Raw genomic sequence first — 21761 nt, forward strand, 5'->3', positions numbered from 1 at the left:
TTTAAACACGCTTCAAAATCTTCGCTTGCGAGGTGTGTATTTACAACTTTTAGTTTAGGTATTCCATGTCAATTTAGGTTATATCAAACCTAGCTATTAGATAGCTACAAGGTTTGTTTTTTATAATTTTTATTGAACATGCATGAATACAAAATATAAAGATTTAATAGCACAAACTTTTGAATTTCCTCAAGAGGAATTTCATACAGAACATGGAAATTTATTTTTTCATGGAATAGACTTAATGGAGTTAATAGCAGAATATGGAACTCCGTTAAAGTTTACGTATTTGCCTAAAATTTCTGAAAACATAAATAAGGCAAAACAATGGTTTCATAATGCAATAGAAAAGCATAATTATAATGGAACCTATAACTATTCTTATTGTACTAAGAGTTCACATTTTAAGTATGTATTAGACGAAGCCTTGCAAAACGATATACATATAGAAACTTCTTCAGCTTTTGATATTGATATTGTGAAATCATTAAAAAAAGAAGGGAAGTTAAGTGACAATTCTTTTGTACTATGTAATGGGTTTAAACGAGATAAATACATTACGAATATCGTTAGTTTAATAGAAGGAGGACATAAAAACTGTATTCCAATTATTGATAACTACGAAGAATTAAACTTGCTTTTAAAAGAAACAAAAAAAACGTTCAGTATAGGTGTAAGAATCGCTTCTGAAGAAGAACCAAAATTTGAGTTTTATACCAGTAGATTAGGAATTGGATATAAGAATATCGTTTCTTTTTATGAGAGAGCAATAGCAAGCAATCCGCAGGTAGAGCTAAAAATGTTACATTTCTTTATTAATACTGGAATTAAAGATAATTCTTACTATTGGAATGAATTGCTTAAATGCTTAAAAGTATATGTAAACTTAAAAAAAGTATGTCCTACTTTAAACAGTTTAAATATAGGAGGAGGGTTTCCTATAAAAAATTCACTGGCTTTTGAATACGATTATGAGTATATGATTGAAGAAATAATCAATCAAATAAAAATTGCATGCGATGAAGCTGATGTAGCAACTCCTAATATTTTTACAGAATTTGGAAGCTTTACAGTAGGAGAGAGTGGTGGAGCCATCTATGAAGTTTTATATCAAAAGAAGCAAAACGATCGTGAAAAATGGAATATGATCAACTCTTCTTTCATTACAACTTTACCCGATAGTTGGGCAATTAACAAACGTTTTATTATGCTACCTATAAACAAGTGGAATACACAATATGAACGAGTTTTATTAGGTGGTTTAACTTGTGATAGTGACGACTATTACAATTCAGAACAACACGTAAACGCTATTTATTTACCTGTTTATGAAAAAGACTATCCATTATACATTGGGTTTTTTAATACAGGAGCATATCAAGAAACTATAGGAGGTTTTGGAGGATTACAACATTGTTTAATACCACACCCAAAACATATTTTAATTCAAAAAGATTCCAAAGGAAACTTAACCACACAACTATTTAAAGAACAACAAAAAAGCGAAGAGCTATTATCAATTTTAGGATATGGAAACGAATAGAACTTATGCTGGAATACCAGAAGAATTTAGCAAATTAGACACTTCAAAAATTGTATTAATTCCTGTGCCGTACGATGGCACAAGTACTTGGCAAAAAGGAGCTGATAAAGGCCCTGAGGCATTTTTAAATGCTTCAGAAAATATGGAGTTATACGATATAGAAACGGATAGTGAAGTATATAAGCAAGGAGTATATTTAGCTCCAGCAGTTACAGAATCTTCATCGCCTGAAGCAATGGTTGAGGCAGTGCATGCAGCAACAAAGAAATATATAAACAGAAATAAATTTGTTACCATTTTTGGAGGAGAACATTCTATTTCTATAGGAACTATTCGTGCTTTTAATGAGTACTATGATAATCTTACAGTATTACATTTAGATGCACATGCTGATTTACGTAAAGAGTATGAAGGAAGTTCGTGTAATCATGCATGTGCTGTGTACGAAGCCAATCAAAATACAAATTTAGTACAAGTAGGTATTCGTAGTATGGACATTTCAGAAACTCGTGTAATGAATAGAGATAAAGTATTCTTTGCACATGAAATGGCTACAAATGAATATTGGATGGAAGATGTATTACAGCAACTTTCTGGAAATGTATTTATAACATTCGATTTAGACGCTCTAGATCCATCAATATTATCAAGTACAGGAACTCCAGAACCAGGAGGTTTATTTTGGTATGAAACCTTAGAGTTCTTACGTAAAGTATTTGAAGAAAAAAATGTAGTTGGTTTTGATATTGTTGAGTTATGTCCTAATGAAGCAGAAAAATCATCAGACTTTTTAGCCGCTAAATTATATTATAAAATGCTGAGTTATAAATTTAAAATAAATGAAGAGGAAGAAAAATATATAGATGAAGATACTAATACAGACTCACCATTTAATAAACTCTCAAAATTTAAAGACCAAGAAGAAGATTAATGTTAGTAGAGAAACAAATAGAACCTAATAGCTTCGAGTCTCAAAATCATTGGTACGAGAAGGTATTAAATGCAACTATTCATCCAATAGTTAAGCATTTTTTAAACATGTCTCAAGAGCAGATTATTACTAGGTATTGTCATTTAAACCCAAAAGCAAATAAGAAAAAACTTAAGGAACTATTAAATTATAGAGCTAAATTTTTTGTATGGTGTGGTACCGATTTAGTTAATGTTACCTCTAGTACAGGTAAAAGGCAAATGGTAGTTATAGAAAATAACTCATGTCCATCTGGGCAAAAGTCAATGCCGTTAATTAATGAATATAGTGAAGAAACTACCTACCATCAGCTTATAAAAAATACATTTAAAAATGCACTCAAAAATGTAAGAATGAAAGGAGTGCTAGCTGTTATATACGATAAAAATTATATGGAAGCTTCAGGTTATGCAACTGCCATAGCAGATGTAGTAAATGAAAAAGTGTATCTAATTCCTTTTAAAAATCAAGAAGAAAATCCTAAGGTACGATTTGAAAAGGATGTAATGTATATTCAATACCAAGAAAAATGGTTAAAAGTAAGGGACTGTTTTAGATATGTAACACAAAAACCATGGAATAGACTTCCAGTACTCTCTAAAACAAAAATTATAAATCCAATTATAAGTTGTTTAGCTGGAGGAAGAAATAAGCTAATAGCAGCTAAAGCATACGAACTCTTTAATTCAGAAATTAAAGAGTATGGATTAGAAGTTAATATTCTAAATACTGTTTGGGAAGTACGTAAAAATGAAGTGCCTTTATGGGTAAAGCAAATGGGAGGGCATGCTGTAATTAAAGTACCATATTCTAATGCAGGGCAAGGTGTATATGCGATTGTTACTGAACAAGATTTGGAAGAGTTTATGAAAATGGAGTTCGATTATGATATGTTTATAGTGCAAAGCTTAATAGGAAACTCCGATTGGAGTAGCACATTTAACAATCAAAAATTATATCATGTAGGTACTATACCAAATAAGCGTAACCAAACCTTTGTATGCGATATTAGAATGATGGTAAGTTCCACAAACCAAGGAATAAAGCCATTATGTACGTATGCACGTAGAGCTAAAAAGCCATTACCATCAGAACTTGAAGAAGTTGTAAACAGCTGGGAAATTTTAGGGACAAACTTGTCATATAAGGAAAATGATATTTGGAAAAGTGATAGCAACAGATTGGTGCTTATGGATACCAAAGACTTTAATTCTCTAGGAATTGGGATAGATGATTTGATAGACGCCTTTATTCAATCTGCACTTTCTATGATAGCGATAGATAAAATGAGTCAAATGCTTATAAGTTCAAAAGGAACTTTAAAAAAGAAACTCTTTAAGAGTTTAAATGATGATCAAAATTTAATTAATGAAATCTTATGTTAAACGTTAATACACACCCGGTTTCTGATTTTATAGAAAAATACTTTTTACACTTTAATGCAGCAGCATTAGTAGATGCAGCTAAAGCTTATGAAGTGCAATTACAACAAGGCTCTAAAATGCTAGTGTCTTTAGCAGGTGCTATGAGTACTGCGGAAATAGGAAAGATTTTTGCTGAAATTATTCGTAAAGATAAAGTGCATATTATATCCTGTACTGGAGCTAATTTAGAAGAAGATATTATGAATTTAGTAGCACACTCTCATTACAAACGTGTGCCTAATTATCGTGATTTAACACCACAAGATGAATGGGATTTACTTCTAAAAGGATTGAACAGAGTAACAGATACTTGTATTCCAGAAGAAGAAGCTTTTAGACGTTTACAAAAGCATATTTTCAAAATTTGGAAAGAAGCAGAAGATAATGGAGAGCGCTATTTTCCACACGAATTTATGTACAAGCTTTTATTATCGGGAGTATTAGAAGAGTATTACGAAATAGACTTAAAAGACTCATGGATGTATGCTGCAGCAGAAAAGAATTTACCAATGGTGGTACCAGGTTGGGAAGATTCAACCATGGGAAATATTTTTGCTTCTTATGTGGTTAAAGGAGAGTTAAAAGCTACAACCATGAAATCAGGTATTGAGTATATGACTTTTCTAGCTGATTGGTATACAGAAAATTCTAAAAGCGGTATTGGTTTCTTCCAAATTGGAGGAGGTATAGCAGGAGATTTTCCTATATGTGTAGTGCCAATGTTATACCAAGACTTAGAAAGAGAAGATACTCCGTTTTGGAGCTATTTCTGTCAAATTTCTGATTCAACAACTAGTTACGGGTCGTATTCTGGAGCAGTGCCAAATGAAAAGATAACTTGGGGAAAACTAGATATAGATACTCCTAAATTTATTATAGAGAGTGATGCGACAATTGTAGCTCCTTTAATTTTTGCATACCTATTAGAAATGTAACTAACTAAACCTTTTATATAATATGAAAAGAGTAATTGTAGATTATTCAAAATTAACAAGTAATATACTAAACTTGCTAATTGAAAAGTATCCTGATGGTTATGAGTACGATGATATCATTTCTTTTCAAAACTCAAAAGGAGAAACGATTAGTGCTGTAGAAGTGCGAACAGATGACACCATTTTTTTAGTGAAGATTAGTAAAAAACTAGAAAAAACCATGGATGATTATATGGAAGACGAAAAGTCTTTTGATGATAGTGAGTTTGATGATTTTAATAACGATAATTTTTAAAACTATTGAGACGCATGGGATATTATAGCACAGAGCAATCTATGACAGCCATTGGAGTATATATAGGATATGAAAATGGGTATTTTGTATTTGAATTTGAAAACGGAGATCTTGTCGATTTTGAAGAAATCAATAAGATAATTTTAGTAAAATACGATTTGAAATCGAATATGTTAAAAGGAAAAAAGTTTGAAATATTATATAAAGAAATTATCAATGATTTAGATGATGAGGATTTAATAATATTTAAATTAGAAGAACTAAAACTATTACCATAATGCATTCATGTTTTCATATTTCACTTCCTAGTAAAAATTTAGAAGAAACTATTCGATATTATAAGGAAGATTTAGGATTAGAGATTGGTAGAACTACAGAAGATTGGGCAGATGTTAATTTATTTGGGAACCAAATTACTTTTGTAACTACCATGAGTTATGAATTTCAATACCCTTTTTATTCTTTAGAAAATAATGAAATACCTACTTTTCATTTTGGCGTTGTGTTGGAGCAAGAAGAATGGGAAGATATGTACGATAGAATTAATAGATGGTCTATAGACACAATTATTAAAACAACATTTTTTGAAGATAAAAATGGAGAGCAAAATTCTTTTTTTGTACAAGACCCTAACAATTACTTTATAGAGTTTAAAACCTTTAAAAGGGAGAATGAGATTTTTATATAGTAAAAAACTTGATGTATTCACTCTTTAATATTAAAAAGCCTTCTTAAACATATTAAGAAGGCTTTTTAATTATAAACCTTATGCTAATGTTTTAGTAATAACTTTTACTTAAAAAAATCATTACATCAAAAGGAAAAACAAGGATAAGTTTTAAATATTATACAGCTACTTCAGGAGGTATAGCGTCTGAATCTGAATCCGCGTTATCAATAGTAGAGGTGTTTGTATTGTTACCTGTACGTAATTCAAGTGATAGGTTATATTGCTTTGCTAAATTGGAAATTTTATTTAATAATTCTTTATAAGTGCCTATATCACTTAAAGTAGCGTGTGCTTCTATATGATTTATTAACTCACGATATCCTGTTGTAGCTTCCTTTCGTAGTTCGGTAAAATCGGTTAAAGGATTCAAAGCAGCTTCATCATTGCGTTCTAAATATTTAGTGTCAAATAATGTATTTGAGTTTTTTAACTCTGTTAACCATTCAGAGGCACCTATTAAGGTAATTGCAGCTTTTAAATTGTCTTTAGTCTCAAAATCTTTTACAATACTGTATAAAATACCTGTTTGTTCGTTATAGCTTCGTCTAGCAATTTCACTACCATGTATGTCTATTGCTGTAAGCATATCTTTAGCAGCGTTTGCTTTAGCTTCATTTGCATGGTAAGTGTAAGTAGTGGCTAAGTTTCTAAATCCTCTAATAGCATTCATTATCTCTTCGTTCGTCTAATTTCTGAATTTCTTGAGTTAGATTGCTACCTTGAGCTTGTTGATAATTTACATTCATTTTATTAAAAGTTATAGTAAGTACTGAAACTTTTTCATCTAATAATAAAGTAGAAACATCTTCTTTGTTTACCGTTTCTAAAACTTGTCGCATGTATTGTAAAAACTCTACATTACGATACCTGTTTAATGATGGGTATGTCATAACATGATTTTTTAATGATTAATAAATAAGTTGTGTGAAAGCAATTTCTTATAAGTAGTGCTTTCATAGCACTTTAAATATACATAATTAATTTGAAAAGTAATAGTTAACTGTTTGTTAATCTTGGTTTAAGGTGTTTTTTTGCGACAGAAAAGTCATGCGGAGCTCCTGAAGTATTTGTACTAATAACAAAAGCTTCCTGCGGTATCTGAATGCCTATTGTTATAGGAACAAGAGCTTCCTGCGACACCGTAAACCTAATTGTTATGGAAACAAGACTTTCTTGTGAGTCGCACGAGGCTTTTGTAGATACATTAGAGTTCCTTGCGAGTCGCATGAGGGTTTTATAGGCTTATTAATGAGAAACCATTCATTTTAAAAACTTAAGGATCAATTTTTTTTGGGGTATAAAAGCATATCCTTAGAGATTCTTTTTCATAGCAATTTTCCCACTCAATCTTTGAGTGGGTTTTTTATAATAATATATCGCTACTTTTAAAATATAAAACTGTTATTATATATATTTAGCTTTTATAATAATTAGTATGTATGCTAGATTCCATTCAAAACTTAAAACAAAATTTATCTAAAGCAGCGATATGGGATAAAGAATTACAACTACATCGTTGGGACGAAATTAAAAGAGCCAATACTATTGATACCAATTTATATTTTATAGAAGAAGGTTGTGTACGTGTTTACTTTACAGAAAACACGTATGAACACTCGTTATATTTTGGATACGAAGGTTCTTTAATTTCAGCTTTAGACTCTTTTTTTTCTGAGAAACCATCGTCGTTAATCATTCAATGTTTACAAAAAACACGCGTAAAAGTAATTTCGAAAACAACATTTTACGAGTACATTAAAAATTACGAAATAGCAGAAACACTTTGGCAAAAAGCATTGGGAGATTTATCGGTATGGCATTTAGAGCGAGAAAAAGATCTACTTATAAAATCGCCTAAACTAAGATATCAAAGAGTATTAGAGCGTCAACCTTTGCTATTACAAAACGTGCCACATAAATACATTGCTTCCTATTTAAATATTAGTCCAGAAACCTTTTCTAGAATCCAGAATTCTTGATATGGATCAAGAATGGCTTTTCTCAATTATCTTAGTATTGTGAAATAAATATTTTATTTTGAAAACATCAACACAAACAACACAATACCATATAGAATTACTTTCAGCGAGTCATTACGAAGCTTTTTATGAGTTAATACAAAATAACATTCATAGATTAGAAGACTTTTTTGCAGGTATTGTAAGTAAAACAACAACACTAAAGACGACACAGGAGTATTGTACTAGTGTTGAAATAAACATTAAAAACAAAAGCTATTTTCCCTATGTAATTATAGAAACACAAACAGATAAATTAGTTGGACTTCTAGATGTAAAAAATATAGAATGGAGTGTACCTAAAGCTGAGTTGGGTGCTTTTATAGATGCAAACCATGAAGGAAAAGGCATCGTTAGATATTTAGGAAATGAGTTAATACAGCAAATTGTTACAAAACACAAGTTTAAAAAATTGTATTGTAGAGCAGCAGCACGAAATATTCGAAGCATACGAGTTGTTAAACAATTAGGTTTTGAGTTAGAAGGAACCATTCGATGCGATTATAGAACTACAAAAGGAGAACTGGTAGATTTGAATTATTACGGAAAAGTTTTTGACAACTAAGGAGTGTTATGGAAAAAGCGAAATATGATACTATTGGTATAGGATATAACACAACTAGAAAAGCAGATCCATATTTAGTTAAGTTGTTTCTGAAATACCTAGCACCTGAGGAAGGAAAAACTTATTTAGATATAGGTTGTGGGACAGGGAATTATACAGTAGAGTTACAAAAAAGTCAAGCAAATTTTATAGGTGTAGATCCATCTGTAGAGATGTTGAAAGTTGCTAAAGCTAAGAATACAACCGTTCGCTGGAAATTAGGAACAAGTGAAGAAATTCCATTAGAAACAGATGCTGTAGATGGAGCAATTGCCAGTCTAACAATTCATCATTGGAAAGATTTAGGGAAAGCTTTTAAAGAAATTTCTAGAGTAGTGAAAAAAGAAGGGAAATTAATCGTTTTTACAGCAACACCTGAGCAAATGAAAGGATATTGGTTGTGTCATTATTTCCCTAGAATGCTTTCAGATTCTATGCAACAAATGCCTACTTTGGAGAAAGTGAAGCAAGCAATGGAAAATGCAAAAATTCAGATTGAAAATACGTATCCATATACTATCCAACCAGATTTAAAAGATAAATTTTTATACTGTGGCAAGCAGCAACCAGAATTGTATTTCAATACACAAATTAGAAAGGGAATTTCTTCTTTTTCATCTTTAGCAAATAAAGAAGAGGTGGGAGCAGGTTTAGATATGCTTAGAAAAGATATTGATAGTGCAAAAATTAAAGCGGTAATGCATTCGTATGAAAATAATATAGGAGATTATTTATATATCGTAGCCCGTATATCATGAAAAGAACTCATTTATTCAAGACGAATTATTTTATTTTTGTCGTATATCATATCCTTTAACTAAAAAAAGAAACAATAAATATATAAATGGATTATTTAGCAGAATTAGGAAGAAAAAGAACAATATTAATATCAATTAGTATTTTATTAATAACAATTCATACAATTTATTATTCTAATAGTTTGCAATTAGAAATTAAAACAACGAGAATTATAGGGCAAGCTGTACGATTCTTTTTAACAGCTGGATTATTAATAATGATTTATAAAGGAAAAAGTTGGGCAAAAATAGTAGGGCTCGTTCTTTTTTCTTTAGGCGCCATAGGAGCTTTATTTGGATTAATTATGATAGAAGGAAGTTTCTTGAATAAAACACCGCTATTGGTTATGTTTTTTATATACTCAGTAGCAATTTTCCATTTTAATTTTTCTGTTTCTTTTAAGGCGTTTTACAATTATCAAAATTCACTTAATGAATAAAAATAAAAAGGCGAGTTGAAAAACTCGCCTTTAATTATTGATTACCTTACTATCTTCTTGTTTCTTTCTCTTCCATAAAAGAATCAATTTCAATTTGCTTAGCAGCACTTTCATCATGATAAAAAATGGTTAGATTTCCATTTTTTGCTGTTGAACAATTATTGGCTATAATTCTTTTATTAGGACTTTTAAGAGTGGCTTCTATAGCATAAATGCCTTCTTTTCTAATTTCTTTTACAAACGATGAGTTTTTGGTTTTAATGTAGGGTTCCATTTTATAACATTTGCTATTTTCCACAAATGTTAAGCTATCTATCGTTACGCGTTTCGGGTACTTCGCATCTACTATAATTACAAATTTGGTAGATGGCATTAAAGTAGGAACTCCTGGATAAATCATTTTTTTCTTAGCGCTAATAACTGATAAACTACTTTGACAGCTATAGAGTAAAAAAAAGCTGGCTATAAGTACTATATGTTTCATTTATTTTAATATTAATTTTTTAGTAGCGCTTTTTCCATTATTGGTAATAGTAACAATATACATGCCTTTTGGCAGGGTAGATAATTCGATTTCTTCTCGTGCTTTAGATGTTGAAACTTCCTTTACAACACTTCCAATAATATTATATACAATGATGTTACTTTTTCCGTTTAAATTCTGAAACGAAACGGTAAAAGTTTTATTGTTAGTAGGATTTGGAAATATAGTTACACTATTTTTTGGTAATATAGCGTCTTCGGTACCTAATACGGAAGCAGCAATAGAAGTTTCCCAAATTCCTCTACCATAAGTAGCTACACGTAACTTTTCTGTACCATAATGTATTTCTATATCATGTACAATTACATTAGGTAATCCTTGGCCTAAACGTTCCCAATCTCCTTTAGTATTGGTTCTGTAATATACACCTAAGTCAGTAGCTAAGAATAATTCCCCGTCTGTAGTTCCTGTTTTATATACAATTTTATGTGTAGGGATATTTGGTAAAGATCCAGTAATATTAGTCCAGGTAGTTCCTCCATCTGTAGATTTGTATACTTTCCCTGCCATATAACCAGAGTAAGCAAGATATACTTCTTGAGGATTGGTAGGGTGTACTTCAATACTCTTTACATTTCCAATTTGTGGGAGCACAACATCAGTCCAAGTAGTTCCACCATCTATAGTTTTTTTCACTCTAATTCTACCAGAAACATAAATTACATCTGGATTAGAAGGAGCAATAGAAATAAATTCAATTGTACCAGCATTAGAATTTAAATTGGTCCAATTATCACCTCTGTCTGTAGATTTATAAATGTCAGAAAACCCACCAAAAATAGTTTTAGGATCTGTAGGATGAATTTCTAGTTCCCATATAAAAGGAGCACCATTAGGAGTTGCTACATATTGAGCAGGCGTAGCAAAACCGTCTAAAGTTCTATACATTGTTCCTAATTGACTACAAGTCCATGCAATATTCGTACCGCTGTAATCCCATAAACCTTCTACACCATCACTTCCTGGGTTTTCTCCTTTAAAGCCATTAGTTCCATCGTAAATTGCTATATCATTATCTTGGGCTCCAGCAATTAATTTATTAGCATCTCTTGGAGTTCCAGAAACATTATAATATTGTGTAATAGCAATTCCTTCTGATAAGTCTTCCCATTTGATGTCTTTAGAAGCGTCTCCTTTAAAAATTCCACCATCATTTGCAGAAAAAGCAATATTTGTCCCTGGAACAAATTTCATATCATGATGGTCTGAATGTACATAAAAGTATGGGTTTCCAGCTCTCCAGTATCCATCTAAATATTTTTCCCAAGTTTGACCACCATTTTTAGAACGCCATCCGTCTACGCCACAAATTAATACTAAATTAGCATCAAGAGGAGATATTGCAATGGTAATATTATAGCCACCTTGAGATGAAAACTGAGGAATTGTAGATACTGCAGTCCATGTACTTCCTTGATCTACGGATTTACGTACACTTCCGGCATTATCTACAGATAAAATTAGGTTTGAGTCGTTTGCTGTTAAAGCAAAATCTAATCTTCCACTAGCCGTTGGAGTAGAAGCAACAGCCCAGTTGCTTCCATTATCGGTAGAAACATAAAATTTTCCTGAGTTTGTAGTTGCATAAATAATAGAATTACTTCCTACCTTATATTGAATATCGTTAAAACTAGCGCTGTTTTCAGTAACTACATCAGCCCAATTTAATCCTCCGTCTACTGATCTTTTAATGCTATTTAGTGTCGTTGCAAAAATTGTATTCGGATTATTTGGGTCGATTAAAAGTTTACTAATTCGATTATTTTGACCTAAGGTAAATGTTAATCCTGTAGTATTCCACGTTTCTCCAGCATCTGTAGATTTTAATACACCTAAAGATCTATTTTGTACACCATCCCAATCTCCTGTAGCTAAATATAAAATATTAGTATTGGTTGGATGTATTACAATGTCAGATACTCCCATATTTGGAAAGCCGTCCCCATATGCTGTCCAAGTTTTTCCTGCATCTACCGTTTTCCACACTCCTCCCCCGGGAGCTCCGACATATAAAATATTGGTATTTGTACCATGAAAAGCTACCGTATTAATTCTTCCCATTCCAGGGTAGAAACTAATAGAAGAAGTAGGTAGTTTTACTGGTCCAACTAAATTCCATGTATTTGTAGTTTTTTTATGATTTAGATTTTCGTGACGTTTGTTTTCCTTAACCCATTCATTATAATTATGTGCAGCTGAAACAAAATGACCATTAGGTAAAACTCTATCTTTCCAGAAATTAGCCCATCGTTCAAATTGTTTTTTTTCTTTTCTATACCCTCTAGTTTTTTTTGCTCTTTGATTTTTTAATGCATCTCTATTTTTAGAAAGGATATCGTAAAAATTACTTTGTTCATTAAATGGTGCCATTCTCCAATTATATTCTTGTGAATAGGCAGAGGTGTAGCTTATAAATAAGCAGATTAATAGGATGTGTAGTGTTCTCATTTTTATATTATAAATAAGTCAGGTTAATTGATGTTTTTAATTTAGAATTCCTAGTTTTTGAACTAATGCATTAAATTTTGGAACTTGTTTTGTTTGTTGAATGGTTATGGTTTTACCATTGTAAGTAATCTTTGTTTTTGGAAGGTCTCTAACCAAAACTTTTGAAGTGTTAATTGTTAATTTTGCTATTTCTTGTTCTAAATACGTTACTTCTTGTTTGGTAATATGAAAGTTTTGCTCACCTTTAATTTTTACATTATTTAATCCTTTATATGTAATATTTCCATCCTTGTATACATAAAGGTCAAACACAGGACACTTTCCCAAACAAGCTGTTTTCCTATAATGAATCGTAGGTGTTGTAGTTTGTTTTGAGGTAGCACATCCTATAATGATACTTATCATAAAAACATACCAATATTTCATATCATATAAAATTTTAAAGCGCCAAAAGTAGGGTGCTAATGAAGGTGAAAGCATTTTGGCGCTTGGGTTTTAGGGATTACCTAATAATGTTTTTTATGATGTCTACAAGATTTTCCTATACGGTCAGCTTGTTTCCAGCTACCTGGCTCAGGTAAAATAAATCCGGTAGTAGCTCCTCTGCCTCTAAGAGATAAATTCTTTCTAATATGATTTCTAAAACTTACAAGTTCACTTCTGTTATACATTAAAAGTATTTTGTTTTCAGCAACAGTGTTTCCTTGTGGTTTATCTCTTCTAGTTATAAACGTAGCAAATACTTCGGCAATATCTTCTGGAGGATTGGTGGCAGCGTAAGCAGTAACAAACCGATCTCTATATTTTTCATAGAATGTACGTAAAGCATCTTCGCCAGCATTAGAAGCTGTTTGGTATTCAGGCCAAATATCTTTCCAATGATTTTGATATAGTTCATTTATATATGAACTTTCTTTAGCACAACCTTCTCCTGGATCATATGTACTACAGTTATTCTGCCCAGCAGTTAATTGGGTATCATTTAAAGTAAGTACATGTCCAAATTCATGAATTATAGTATAAGCAAGTTGACCTCGAGCATTAAATCCTCCTTCATATGCATAATTAATTGCGATTCCCATTTTCCAACTAGACAAGTCTCTTTTAATTTGAACTACAAAACCTGCGCTACCTGTAGGAGTTCCATTATAAATTACAAACTCGCCAACTTTTTTTAACTGATCTTCAGGGACAATCTTTGTAACTAAATCCCATATTTGATTATGTTTAGCAACATCTTTTTGATATTCTAAATCTTTACCAGTAACATTATAATCTTGAATTTTTTGAATAGTTAAACCATTTACTTTATACAAAGTAATCTCTCCTTCATTTCCATTGACTCCTTGATTTCCGTTGTTTCCTCCATTATCATTATTTCCATTGTTGTCAGAAACTACTCCATTAGGAGTTATTATTTCTCCCTCACTACATGCAGTAACAAAAGTGATGGTAAGCGTCGCAAAACATAAAACCTTAAAAAGGTGTCTAAAGTTCTTCATATTCATTCTTGTTTTACTATTAATTATTTCGCCTTATTTGAATATGAAACAGCTATCTTAAATTATACCCTACCTTTTGAATAAAATTTTTTTATGTTTGCTTCTATGAAGAACGACAAATCAATATGTAAACCTAAAATTTTCGAAGATGTTTTCAATGAACACTCCGAAAATTTGAGGAATTATATGTTTTATAAGTGCGGAGATATAGATTTAGCAGAAGATTTAGTGCAAGAAAGTTTTGTAAGATTATGGAACAATTGTGCTAAAGTAGCTATGTCTAAAGCGAAATCATTTTTGTTTACGGTAGCAAGTAATTTATTTTTAAATGATATTTCACATAAAAAAGTGGTGCGAGAGCATCAAAAGAAAGAAGTGAAAAAGTATACTTATGAGACACCAGAATTTTTGTTAGAAGAAAAAGAATTTATGGTGAAATTACAAAACGCTATTGATGAGTTGTCTGAAAAACAACGTGAAGTTTTTTTATTAAATAGAATTGATAAAAAGACCTACACAGAGATCGCAGAAATGTTAGGAATCTCTGTAAAAGCAGTAGAGAAGAGAATTTCTGCAGCGTTAAAAAATCTTAGAGAAAAAATTGAGGTACTATAAGTAGGGTAATTTTAAAGTAAACTGTTATATAATTAATAAGGGATAAAAATTTATGTCATGGAAATAAATAAAGAAGAAACTTTTTTAGCTCGGTGGATGAACAATGAGTTAAGTCCATCTGAACTAGAAGCTTTTCAAAAGCATCGGGATTATGCTTTGTATGAGAAGATTGTTTCTAAATCAGAAAAACTAGCGGCACCACCGTATGATAAAAATAAATTATTAGGTAAGGTGCAGAATAAAATTAAAGAGAATAAGAAACCAAAGCAAAAAATACGATCTATTTATACCAGTATTTCTATTGCTATTGCAGCTTCAGTAGCTATCTTTTTGGGAATTTTTTATTTTGCTAATACAAGTACAATACATAGTACAGGTTTTGGAGAACAATTAGCGGTAAATTTACCAGATGGTTCTAAAGTAATTCTAAATGCAAAATCTACTGTGAAGTATAACGAAAAGGAATGGGATCGTAGTAGAACTATTAATTTAACTGGAGAAGCATATTTTAAAGTTAAAAAAGGAAGTAAGTTTACAGTGCATACAGCATTAGGTGATGTACAAGTATTAGGAACGGAATTTAACGTGAACTTGGATCAAGATTTTATAGAAGTTCAATGTTTTGAAGGAAAAGTATTAGTGATTTCAAAAAATAAAGAAATATATTTGACTCAAGGAAAAGGGTTCAGAGCAGCTAAAAGCTTCGCTGAAGAATGGGAGTTTACAGCACAACAACCAAGTTGGCAACATGGTGAGAGTACCTTCACAAGTGTGCCATTACAATATGTAGTTGATGCTATAGCACACCAATATAATGTTACAATAATTACTAAAGATATTGATGTAAATCAGCGATTTACTGGCGTGTTTACACATGGTAATTTAAAAGTAGCTTTAGAAACTGTTTTTGCACCTTTAAAAATTCAACCTAAATTTGTAGATAAAGACAGAATTTCACTTGTAAAAGAATAATGAGAGTACAGCACCGGTTTTTTTTTCTCTGGATGCTACTAATGGTAGGATCGCTTTTTTCTCAACAAAACCAAGAAGTCATTTCCTTAAAGGAAATGCTTTTTGTGTTAGAGAAAAAGCACGACGTAAAATTTTCTTTTTCAGATACACTGGTAGCAGGTAAAACAATTAGAAAGTTTTCTTTTGAGAAATCATTAAAAGAACTTTTAATAACACTAGAAGAAAAAACTGGGCTTATTTTTAAAAGAGCTACGGCTCGTTATATTGTAATATTAGAAAGAGATGCTAAGAATGCAACATTATTCTGCGGATTTGTAATAGATAAGTATTCAAAAGAACCTATTTTAGGAGCAGATGTATATCTGTCTGGTAATGTTATAGGAAGTTCTTCTGATGAAAGTGGTTATTTTGAATTGAGAGGAGTTACAGAGAAGGACACGATAGTCGTGTCTTTTTTGGGTTATAAATCATACGCTAAGCCAGTTACACAAAAACAACTTAAAATGTGTATGGATTACGAAATTGAAGAATACACTTCTCAATTAGACGAAGTTTTAGTTACAAGTTATTTGGTAGATGGAATTGCAAAAAATAATGATGGAGCTATAGAAATATCTCCACAAAAGAGAGGTATTTTACCAGGGTTAACGGAGCCAGATGTATTGCAAGAATTGCAATTATTGCCTGGAATTCAGAGTCCTAATGAAACAACTTCAGGATTAAATATCAGAGGAGGAGCACCAGATCAAAATTTAGTGCTTTTTGATGGGATACGTATCTACAACCCAGCACATTTCTTTGGAATGATTTCAGCATTTAATCCGTATGTAATAGATAAAGTAAAAGTTTTTGAAAGTGGTGCAGGGGTAGAATATGGGAATCATGTTTCAGGAGTAATTGATATTCAAACAGATTCAAAAGTTGGTAGAGAAGCTACAGGAGGAATAGGAGCCAATTTTACGCATGCAGATGGATTTTTAAAAATCCCATTAGGGAAGAAAGTTTCTTTAGTGCTTTCGGGAAGACGCTCACTTACCGACGCCTTTAATAGTATTACTTTTAGAAATTTATCGAAGAGAGTTTTTCAAAATACGATTATTTCTAGAAATGCTGCAAATAGTAGTATGACTTACACTACAGATAATCGATTTTTCTTTGAAGACTTCTACGTGAAGTTGCTAGCAGATATTAGTGAGAAAGATAGATTGTTGGTAAGTCAATTATATGTAAACAATAAACTAGATTATAGTTTTGGAACTAATGATGCATCATTTCTTCAGGTAGATAATCTTATGGTAAATAATGTAGGGTTTAGCACTACATGGGATAGGAAATGGAGTCCTAATTTAGAACAAAAAACCAGATTTTATTATTCTAATTATGAATTAGATTATGATTTTATGGGTGAGCAAACAGTAGAACCTATTTACACACAAACATCTACTAAGAAAAATGCAATAAAAGAAATTGGTTTTACTACTTCGTTTGAAAAATCATTTAAGGAAAATCATAAAATTTCTGTTGGAGGAGATTATATAAAAAGTGATGTGGGATATACCTTAGGTAGAGCATATTCTTTTAATTCTGATTTAGATTATTTAAGAGAAGAAAATACTACAAGTAGTATCTATGCTTTATATTCTGAGTATAGTTACAATAAGAAAAAGAAATTTAATATTAATGTAGGTCTTAGAAATACTTATTTTTCTATAGAAAAAAAACTATTCGTAACTCCGCGAATATTTATGCAATTTCAATTGTTCCCTCATTTTTGGGTGAATTCTTCCTATGAAAAGAAACAACAAAATATTAGTCAAATAATCGAACTTTCTACAAGTGATTTTGGTTTAGAGAATAATGTTTGGAGTCTTTCGAATAGAGATGGGATTCCTATTTTGAGCGCCAATCAATTTTCAGGTGGATTTATGTTTAAGAAAAATAATTGGTTGTTAGATGTAAATCTATATACTAAAAAAGTAGAAGGTTTAACTTGGTTGTCGAGTGGTGTATTTACAAACTCAGGAATTACTTCTAATGGTAGCAGTAGTGCAAAAGGAATTACGCTTTTACTAAAAAAGAAAATGGGAAAATATATTTCTTGGCTGAGTTATGGTTTTGGTGAGACTAAATTTATATTTCCTACTACAAATGAAGGAGTGTCCTTTCCAGGAAATAATGATATACGACATAATTTTACATGGTCCCATAATTATCGTCTAGGAAAAGTGGATTTGTCTTTAGGTTGGATTTATAGAACGGGAACGCCTTTTACTGGATTTAGACAGGTTGTAAATGATGATATGACGCAATTTATTGTAAGTAAGGTTAATTCTGATAGATTGAATAGTTATCATCGCTTAGATTTTTCTTCAACATATGAATTTAACTTTTCTAAGGATTCACGCTGGAAAGGAAAAATAGGAGTTTCCTTTTTTAATATATATGATAGAGAAAATTCCTTACAAAGGGTTTTAAGAGCTACTTCCAGTGGAGGAACTACTATTTTAACAAGTGAAGAAACATTATCTTTAGGTTTTACTCCGAATATGGTTTTCAGAGTACAATTTTAGATGAATGATAACTGTTTTTAAGAATATTCAAAGGAAATCATATAAAAAAACACAACACTTTAGTGCAAAATTATGGACTTTGCTCTTAAGTTTCTTCCTAGGTTTTTCGGTATTTTATATTCTTTATTTTTTTGAAGCTTATGGTATTCAGAAAGGAGTGTCTTATTCTGGTCATACACATTTTTTTAGAAGCGTTAGTTTTGGCGTCTTAACCTTTGTGTTTTGGTTTTTGTTAGAAATATGGGTGAAACCTAGATTCAATATAAAAAAACAAAAAGATTATGTCATTTGGTATGTGTTTCTAGTGTTATTAGGTACACAACTTACTTTTTTACTGTTTAATTTTTTTTGGAATTGGCAAGAGTGGAATTTAACTGCATATCTACTAATAGTAAAGGAGTACCCGCTTATGATAGCGTTTCCTCTAACTTTATATTTGGTTGTAAAAAAAAGTATAAAAGAAATCGCTATAAAAGATGATTATCTTTCATTTCAATCATCTAACGGAAAAGATAAATTGAAAATAAAGGTTCAAGATTTTTTCTATGCTAATGCTTCAGAAAATTATATCACAATTGTATATGTGTCTAATAAAACACTTCAAAAACATTTGATACGGAAAACATTAAAACTGTTAGAGGAAGAACTAAAGGTGAATTCACAAATTGTTAGATGTCATAGAAGTTATATAGTAAACAGGAACAATGTTCAAAATATAAAACAAATTAAAGGAAAGGTAGCTCTAGAAATAGGAGAGGCAAGTATTCCTGTTTCAAAACAATTTCATAGTAGTTTTTTGAATTAATTTATTCATCCCTCATTACGTTTTTTCATCCCTAAACCACGTTAATATTCGTAAAATAAATTTTTTACTACTTTTTTTGTATCAAAGAAAAGCCAATGAAGAATTTAGTAATAAGCTTAGGTGTATTATTGAGTATTAGTTTACTCATAGCATGTCACACTCAAAAAGAAAAATTTAAAATAGAGACATCTCACATTCAAAAAATAGATTCACTTTTTAAAAATTATAATAAAGAAGATGCTTTTAGTGGAGGAGTGGTAATTACAAATTATGGAGAAGTATTGTACGAAAACTATTTTGGATTAGCTGATAGAACTTGGAACATTCCTTTTAATAAAGAGGTTAAATTAGATATAGCTTCTGTAAATAAATCAATGATTGCTGTACTTGTTTTAAAAGCTGTTGAAGAAGGGAAAATTATGTTAAATGATAGACTCGTTAATGTGTTTTCAAAATATACTTATGAAGGAAATTTTCATCCAAATATTACAGTACATCATTTATTAAGTCATACTTCAGGTTTACCAGATTATAATGCAGTAGCAATGGAGTTACAGCAAGAGCGTTTTTTGAAATTTAAACGTTTACGATTTACAAATAAAGAATATATAAACTTTATCAGTAAGTTGACTCCAGTAGGAGGTCCAGAAAATCAATTTTATTATAGCAATTTTGGGTATCATTTGTTAACGATACTTCTTGAAGATATCTATGAGAAACCTTTTGAAACTATATTAAAAGAAAACTTAACAGCACCTTTAGGATTAAAAAACACAACTTCTCAAAGTAGTAATGAAGCTATTATTTCAAAACTGGCACCTGCATATGTATATAAAAAAGAAAAGGCTGAATGGAATCAAAATCCATTTATAGATTTAACCTTAGGGAGAAGAATTTTTTCTACTCCTGAAGATTTAAACAGATGGGGACAAGTAATGGATAATTCAGGTTATTTAAGTGAGAAGTCCTTAAAATTAATGAAGAAAAATCATAGTAAAGATATATCAAAAAAGATAAGTTATGGTTATGGCTGGGTAACTGTATATGAGAATAATTATAGTGAAATGGGAAATTTGAATATTGTAAAACCTTACATTATTCACGGAGGAAGTACAGATGGTTATAAAGCAATGCTTATTAATATAAATGAAAGTGAGTATGTAATAAGCTTTTTAAGTAATGTAGATAAAACTCGAGAACTAGAATTAGCACAAAGAATTGTAACTATTTTAATAAAGTAAAAATGAAAAAAGGTATAAAAAGAGTCACCATATGTATGTGTTTATTAATGTCATATTATATACAGGCACAAAAAGAAAATGTAATTGGATTTTGGCAAGTAGAAAATGTAGAAGTTGGAAAGTATAATAAAACACCTATTGCAAAATGGATAAGAATAAATGCGGATGGAATATATCAATCAGGAAATGGCTGGTTACAGCATGAAGAAGGTACATGGAAATATGATGAAAAAGAAAATAAATATTCAGTGAAAGATAATTTAGGTATTATAGATGAATTTGGAGGTTTTACAGTTTCATTTAAGAAGGAGCAAATGATATGGAAAAGAGAAGAAGAAGGAATGCTGGTAAAAGTCACTTTATCGCCTATTACTAAATTACCCATGGCTCCAGCAGATTATCTAGAAGGAGTATGGGAACTAAAAAGTAGCAAAAAAAGTAATAAGTACTCTAATGGTATAGAGAAAAATACAGGATCTAAGTTGTTTTTCAAATGGGGGCGTACTTATACTGAGTTTGTTACTGGTGGAAAAAGAAAAACTGGGTATTGGTATATTCATGGACATAAACCTGAGGTTACGTTATTGTCGCATGAAAAAGGTAAACAGCCTGAAACTTGGAAAATAGAAGTAAATGAAAAAGAACTTCATATGAAAGGAGTGTCAGATAGTAATAAAACGATAGAGCGAATTTATGTGAGGAGAAATTCTTTTTAAGATGAATGTTTATATATCCTAAATAAAAGAAAAACTATTCTTCCTCTTCATCTGCAAAGCCTAGGTTTTTACTTAGAATTGCTGCTTGTCTTGTTAAAATTTTTTCACGAAGTTTTTTATTTGCAATCATTAAGTATATATAATAAATAAAAGTGATTAGATAGAAACTTACTAAGTAAGCATAGTAATCTAAGTTAACAGCGTAAAACTTACGTAATGTGTAAAAGGTAAAGATAAGTATAGAAGAAATGATACCTTGAAATATGGCTACTCCTAAGGAAAAGAAATACTTTTCTGTAATCTTTTTTATGCGTTGTTTCGTGTAAGAATATTCAAGGCATTTATGCATTTCATTCATTACAGGAATACTACTTGTTGCAATTAAGCACAAACAAAACATGACAATCGTTACAAAAGTATTGGCTCTAAAAAAATCGTTGTTGAATAAATAAAGTGAAATATACCAAAACGGAAATGATAAAAATTGAACAGCAAATAGCTTTATACCTTTTGGTAGTTCTTTGAGGGAGTTAATATAATCTGGCATTAGTATGCTTTTAGTGGGCTTTAAAGATACTATTTTACTAGACTA

At 30.7% G+C, this 21761-nt stretch carries 24 protein-coding genes; 17 read left to right on the forward strand and 7 right to left on the reverse strand.

Features of this window, described 5'->3' with window-relative positions; all coding sequences use genetic code 11:
- Positions 1-142 precede the first annotated feature (142 nt).
- From ACKTTC_RS13285 to ACKTTC_RS13315, 7 genes are read left to right on the forward strand one after another with little or no spacing between them, the layout of a single operon-like run.
- On the forward strand, positions 143-1543 hold the full coding sequence (locus ACKTTC_RS13285; RefSeq protein ID WP_408040323.1) for a type III PLP-dependent enzyme domain-containing protein: 1401 nt from the start codon (positions 143-145) through the stop codon (positions 1541-1543).
- Complete coding sequence (speB, locus tag ACKTTC_RS13290; protein ID WP_408040324.1) at positions 1530-2474, forward strand: agmatinase; 945 nt, start codon at positions 1530-1532, stop codon at positions 2472-2474. Before ACKTTC_RS13285 ends, speB begins: the two co-directional genes overlap by 14 nt.
- Positions 2474-3898 (forward strand): hypothetical protein, encoded by a 1425-nt coding sequence (locus ACKTTC_RS13295; RefSeq protein ID WP_408040325.1) that lies wholly within the window; start codon positions 2474-2476, stop codon positions 3896-3898. The genes speB and ACKTTC_RS13295 overlap by 1 nt, the downstream gene beginning before the upstream one ends.
- Positions 3892-4872 (forward strand): deoxyhypusine synthase family protein, encoded by a 981-nt coding sequence (locus ACKTTC_RS13300; protein ID WP_408040326.1) that lies wholly within the window; start codon positions 3892-3894, stop codon positions 4870-4872. The genes ACKTTC_RS13295 and ACKTTC_RS13300 overlap by 7 nt, the downstream gene beginning before the upstream one ends.
- 22 nt (positions 4873-4894) lie before the next feature.
- A complete protein-coding gene (locus ACKTTC_RS13305; protein WP_408040327.1) occupies positions 4895-5167 on the forward strand; it encodes a hypothetical protein in 273 nt (90 codons plus the stop codon).
- 14 nt (positions 5168-5181) lie between these two features.
- Positions 5182-5445, forward strand: a complete 264-nt coding sequence (locus tag ACKTTC_RS13310; protein ID WP_408040328.1) for a hypothetical protein — start codon at positions 5182-5184, stop codon at positions 5443-5445.
- Entirely contained in the window at positions 5445-5855 is a 411-nt protein-coding gene (locus ACKTTC_RS13315) for a VOC family protein (RefSeq protein WP_408040329.1), read from the forward strand. Before ACKTTC_RS13310 ends, ACKTTC_RS13315 begins: the two co-directional genes overlap by 1 nt.
- A gap of 157 nt (positions 5856-6012) precedes the next feature.
- Here the strand turns inward: ACKTTC_RS13315 and ACKTTC_RS13320 are convergent, their stop codons facing one another.
- Together ACKTTC_RS13320 and ACKTTC_RS13325 are read right to left on the reverse strand one after the other, a co-directional pair.
- Positions 6013-6567, reverse strand: a complete 555-nt coding sequence (locus ACKTTC_RS13320; protein ID WP_408040330.1) for a DUF6261 family protein — start codon at positions 6565-6567, stop codon at positions 6013-6015.
- Positions 6554-6787: a hypothetical protein gene (locus tag ACKTTC_RS13325; RefSeq protein ID WP_408040331.1), complete on the reverse strand. Its 234-nt coding sequence runs from the start codon at positions 6785-6787 to the stop codon at positions 6554-6556. Before ACKTTC_RS13325 ends, ACKTTC_RS13320 begins: the two co-directional genes overlap by 14 nt.
- Before the next feature lie 549 nt (positions 6788-7336).
- Here ACKTTC_RS13325 and ACKTTC_RS13330 point away from each other — a divergent pair.
- The 4 genes from ACKTTC_RS13330 (at position 7337) to ACKTTC_RS13345 (ending at position 9756) form a co-directional block, all read left to right on the forward strand.
- Positions 7337-7876 carry a Crp/Fnr family transcriptional regulator gene (locus tag ACKTTC_RS13330; protein ID WP_408040332.1) on the forward strand — a complete coding sequence of 180 codons (540 nt, stop codon included), beginning with the start codon at positions 7337-7339 and terminating at the stop codon, positions 7874-7876.
- A gap of 58 nt (positions 7877-7934) precedes the next feature.
- The gene (locus tag ACKTTC_RS13335) at positions 7935-8480 is read left to right on the forward strand and encodes a GNAT family N-acetyltransferase (RefSeq protein ID WP_408040333.1); all 546 of its coding nucleotides are present in this window, start codon (positions 7935-7937) and stop codon (positions 8478-8480) included.
- Positions 8481-8488: 8 nt separating this feature from the next.
- Positions 8489-9277: a class I SAM-dependent methyltransferase gene (locus ACKTTC_RS13340; RefSeq protein WP_408040334.1), complete on the forward strand. Its 789-nt coding sequence runs from the start codon at positions 8489-8491 to the stop codon at positions 9275-9277.
- 86 nt (positions 9278-9363) lie between these two features.
- Positions 9364-9756: a hypothetical protein gene (locus tag ACKTTC_RS13345; protein WP_408040335.1), complete on the forward strand. Its 393-nt coding sequence runs from the start codon at positions 9364-9366 to the stop codon at positions 9754-9756.
- A 49-nt stretch (positions 9757-9805) separates the two neighbouring features.
- Here ACKTTC_RS13345 and ACKTTC_RS13350 read toward each other — a convergent pair whose 3' ends face one another.
- From ACKTTC_RS13350 to ACKTTC_RS13365, 4 genes are all read right to left on the reverse strand, one after another.
- On the reverse strand, positions 9806-10240 hold the full coding sequence (locus ACKTTC_RS13350; protein ID WP_408040336.1) for a hypothetical protein: 435 nt from the start codon (positions 10238-10240) through the stop codon (positions 9806-9808).
- Positions 10241-12748 (reverse strand): T9SS type A sorting domain-containing protein, encoded by a 2508-nt coding sequence (locus ACKTTC_RS13355; RefSeq protein ID WP_408040337.1) that lies wholly within the window; start codon positions 12746-12748, stop codon positions 10241-10243.
- A gap of 36 nt (positions 12749-12784) precedes the next feature.
- Entirely contained in the window at positions 12785-13174 is a 390-nt protein-coding gene (locus ACKTTC_RS13360; RefSeq protein ID WP_408040338.1) for a DUF6438 domain-containing protein, read from the reverse strand.
- 80 nt (positions 13175-13254) lie between these two features.
- Entirely contained in the window at positions 13255-14250 is a 996-nt protein-coding gene (locus tag ACKTTC_RS13365; protein ID WP_408040339.1) for a zinc-binding metallopeptidase, read from the reverse strand.
- 105 nt (positions 14251-14355) lie between these two features.
- Here ACKTTC_RS13365 and ACKTTC_RS13370 point away from each other — a divergent pair, with 105 nt between their 5' ends.
- The 6 genes from ACKTTC_RS13370 (at position 14356) to ACKTTC_RS13395 (ending at position 21169) form a co-directional block, all read left to right on the forward strand.
- Complete coding sequence (locus tag ACKTTC_RS13370) at positions 14356-14865, forward strand: RNA polymerase sigma factor (RefSeq protein WP_408040340.1); 510 nt, start codon at positions 14356-14358, stop codon at positions 14863-14865.
- Positions 14866-14922: 57 nt separating this feature from the next.
- Positions 14923-15837: a FecR family protein gene (locus ACKTTC_RS13375; protein WP_408040341.1), complete on the forward strand. Its 915-nt coding sequence runs from the start codon at positions 14923-14925 to the stop codon at positions 15835-15837.
- Positions 15838-15878: 41 nt separating this feature from the next.
- The gene (locus tag ACKTTC_RS13380) at positions 15879-18407 is read left to right on the forward strand and encodes a TonB-dependent receptor (protein WP_408040342.1); all 2529 of its coding nucleotides are present in this window, start codon (positions 15879-15881) and stop codon (positions 18405-18407) included.
- A gap of 4 nt (positions 18408-18411) precedes the next feature.
- The gene (locus ACKTTC_RS13385; RefSeq protein WP_408040343.1) at positions 18412-19212 is read left to right on the forward strand and encodes a LytR/AlgR family response regulator transcription factor; all 801 of its coding nucleotides are present in this window, start codon (positions 18412-18414) and stop codon (positions 19210-19212) included.
- 95 nt (positions 19213-19307) lie between these two features.
- Entirely contained in the window at positions 19308-20453 is a 1146-nt protein-coding gene (locus ACKTTC_RS13390; protein WP_408040344.1) for a serine hydrolase domain-containing protein, read from the forward strand.
- Positions 20454-20455: 2 nt separating this feature from the next.
- On the forward strand, positions 20456-21169 hold the full coding sequence (locus tag ACKTTC_RS13395; RefSeq protein WP_408040345.1) for a hypothetical protein: 714 nt from the start codon (positions 20456-20458) through the stop codon (positions 21167-21169).
- 34 nt (positions 21170-21203) lie between these two features.
- On the opposite strand, the gene ACKTTC_RS13400 is transcribed toward ACKTTC_RS13395, so the two are convergent.
- Positions 21204-21716: a hypothetical protein gene (locus ACKTTC_RS13400; protein ID WP_408040346.1), complete on the reverse strand. Its 513-nt coding sequence runs from the start codon at positions 21714-21716 to the stop codon at positions 21204-21206.
- Positions 21717-21761 lie beyond the last annotated feature (45 nt).

The organism is Tenacibaculum amylolyticum (assembly GCF_964511145.1).
Classification (GTDB): domain Bacteria; phylum Bacteroidota; class Bacteroidia; order Flavobacteriales; family Flavobacteriaceae; genus Polaribacter; species Polaribacter amylolyticum.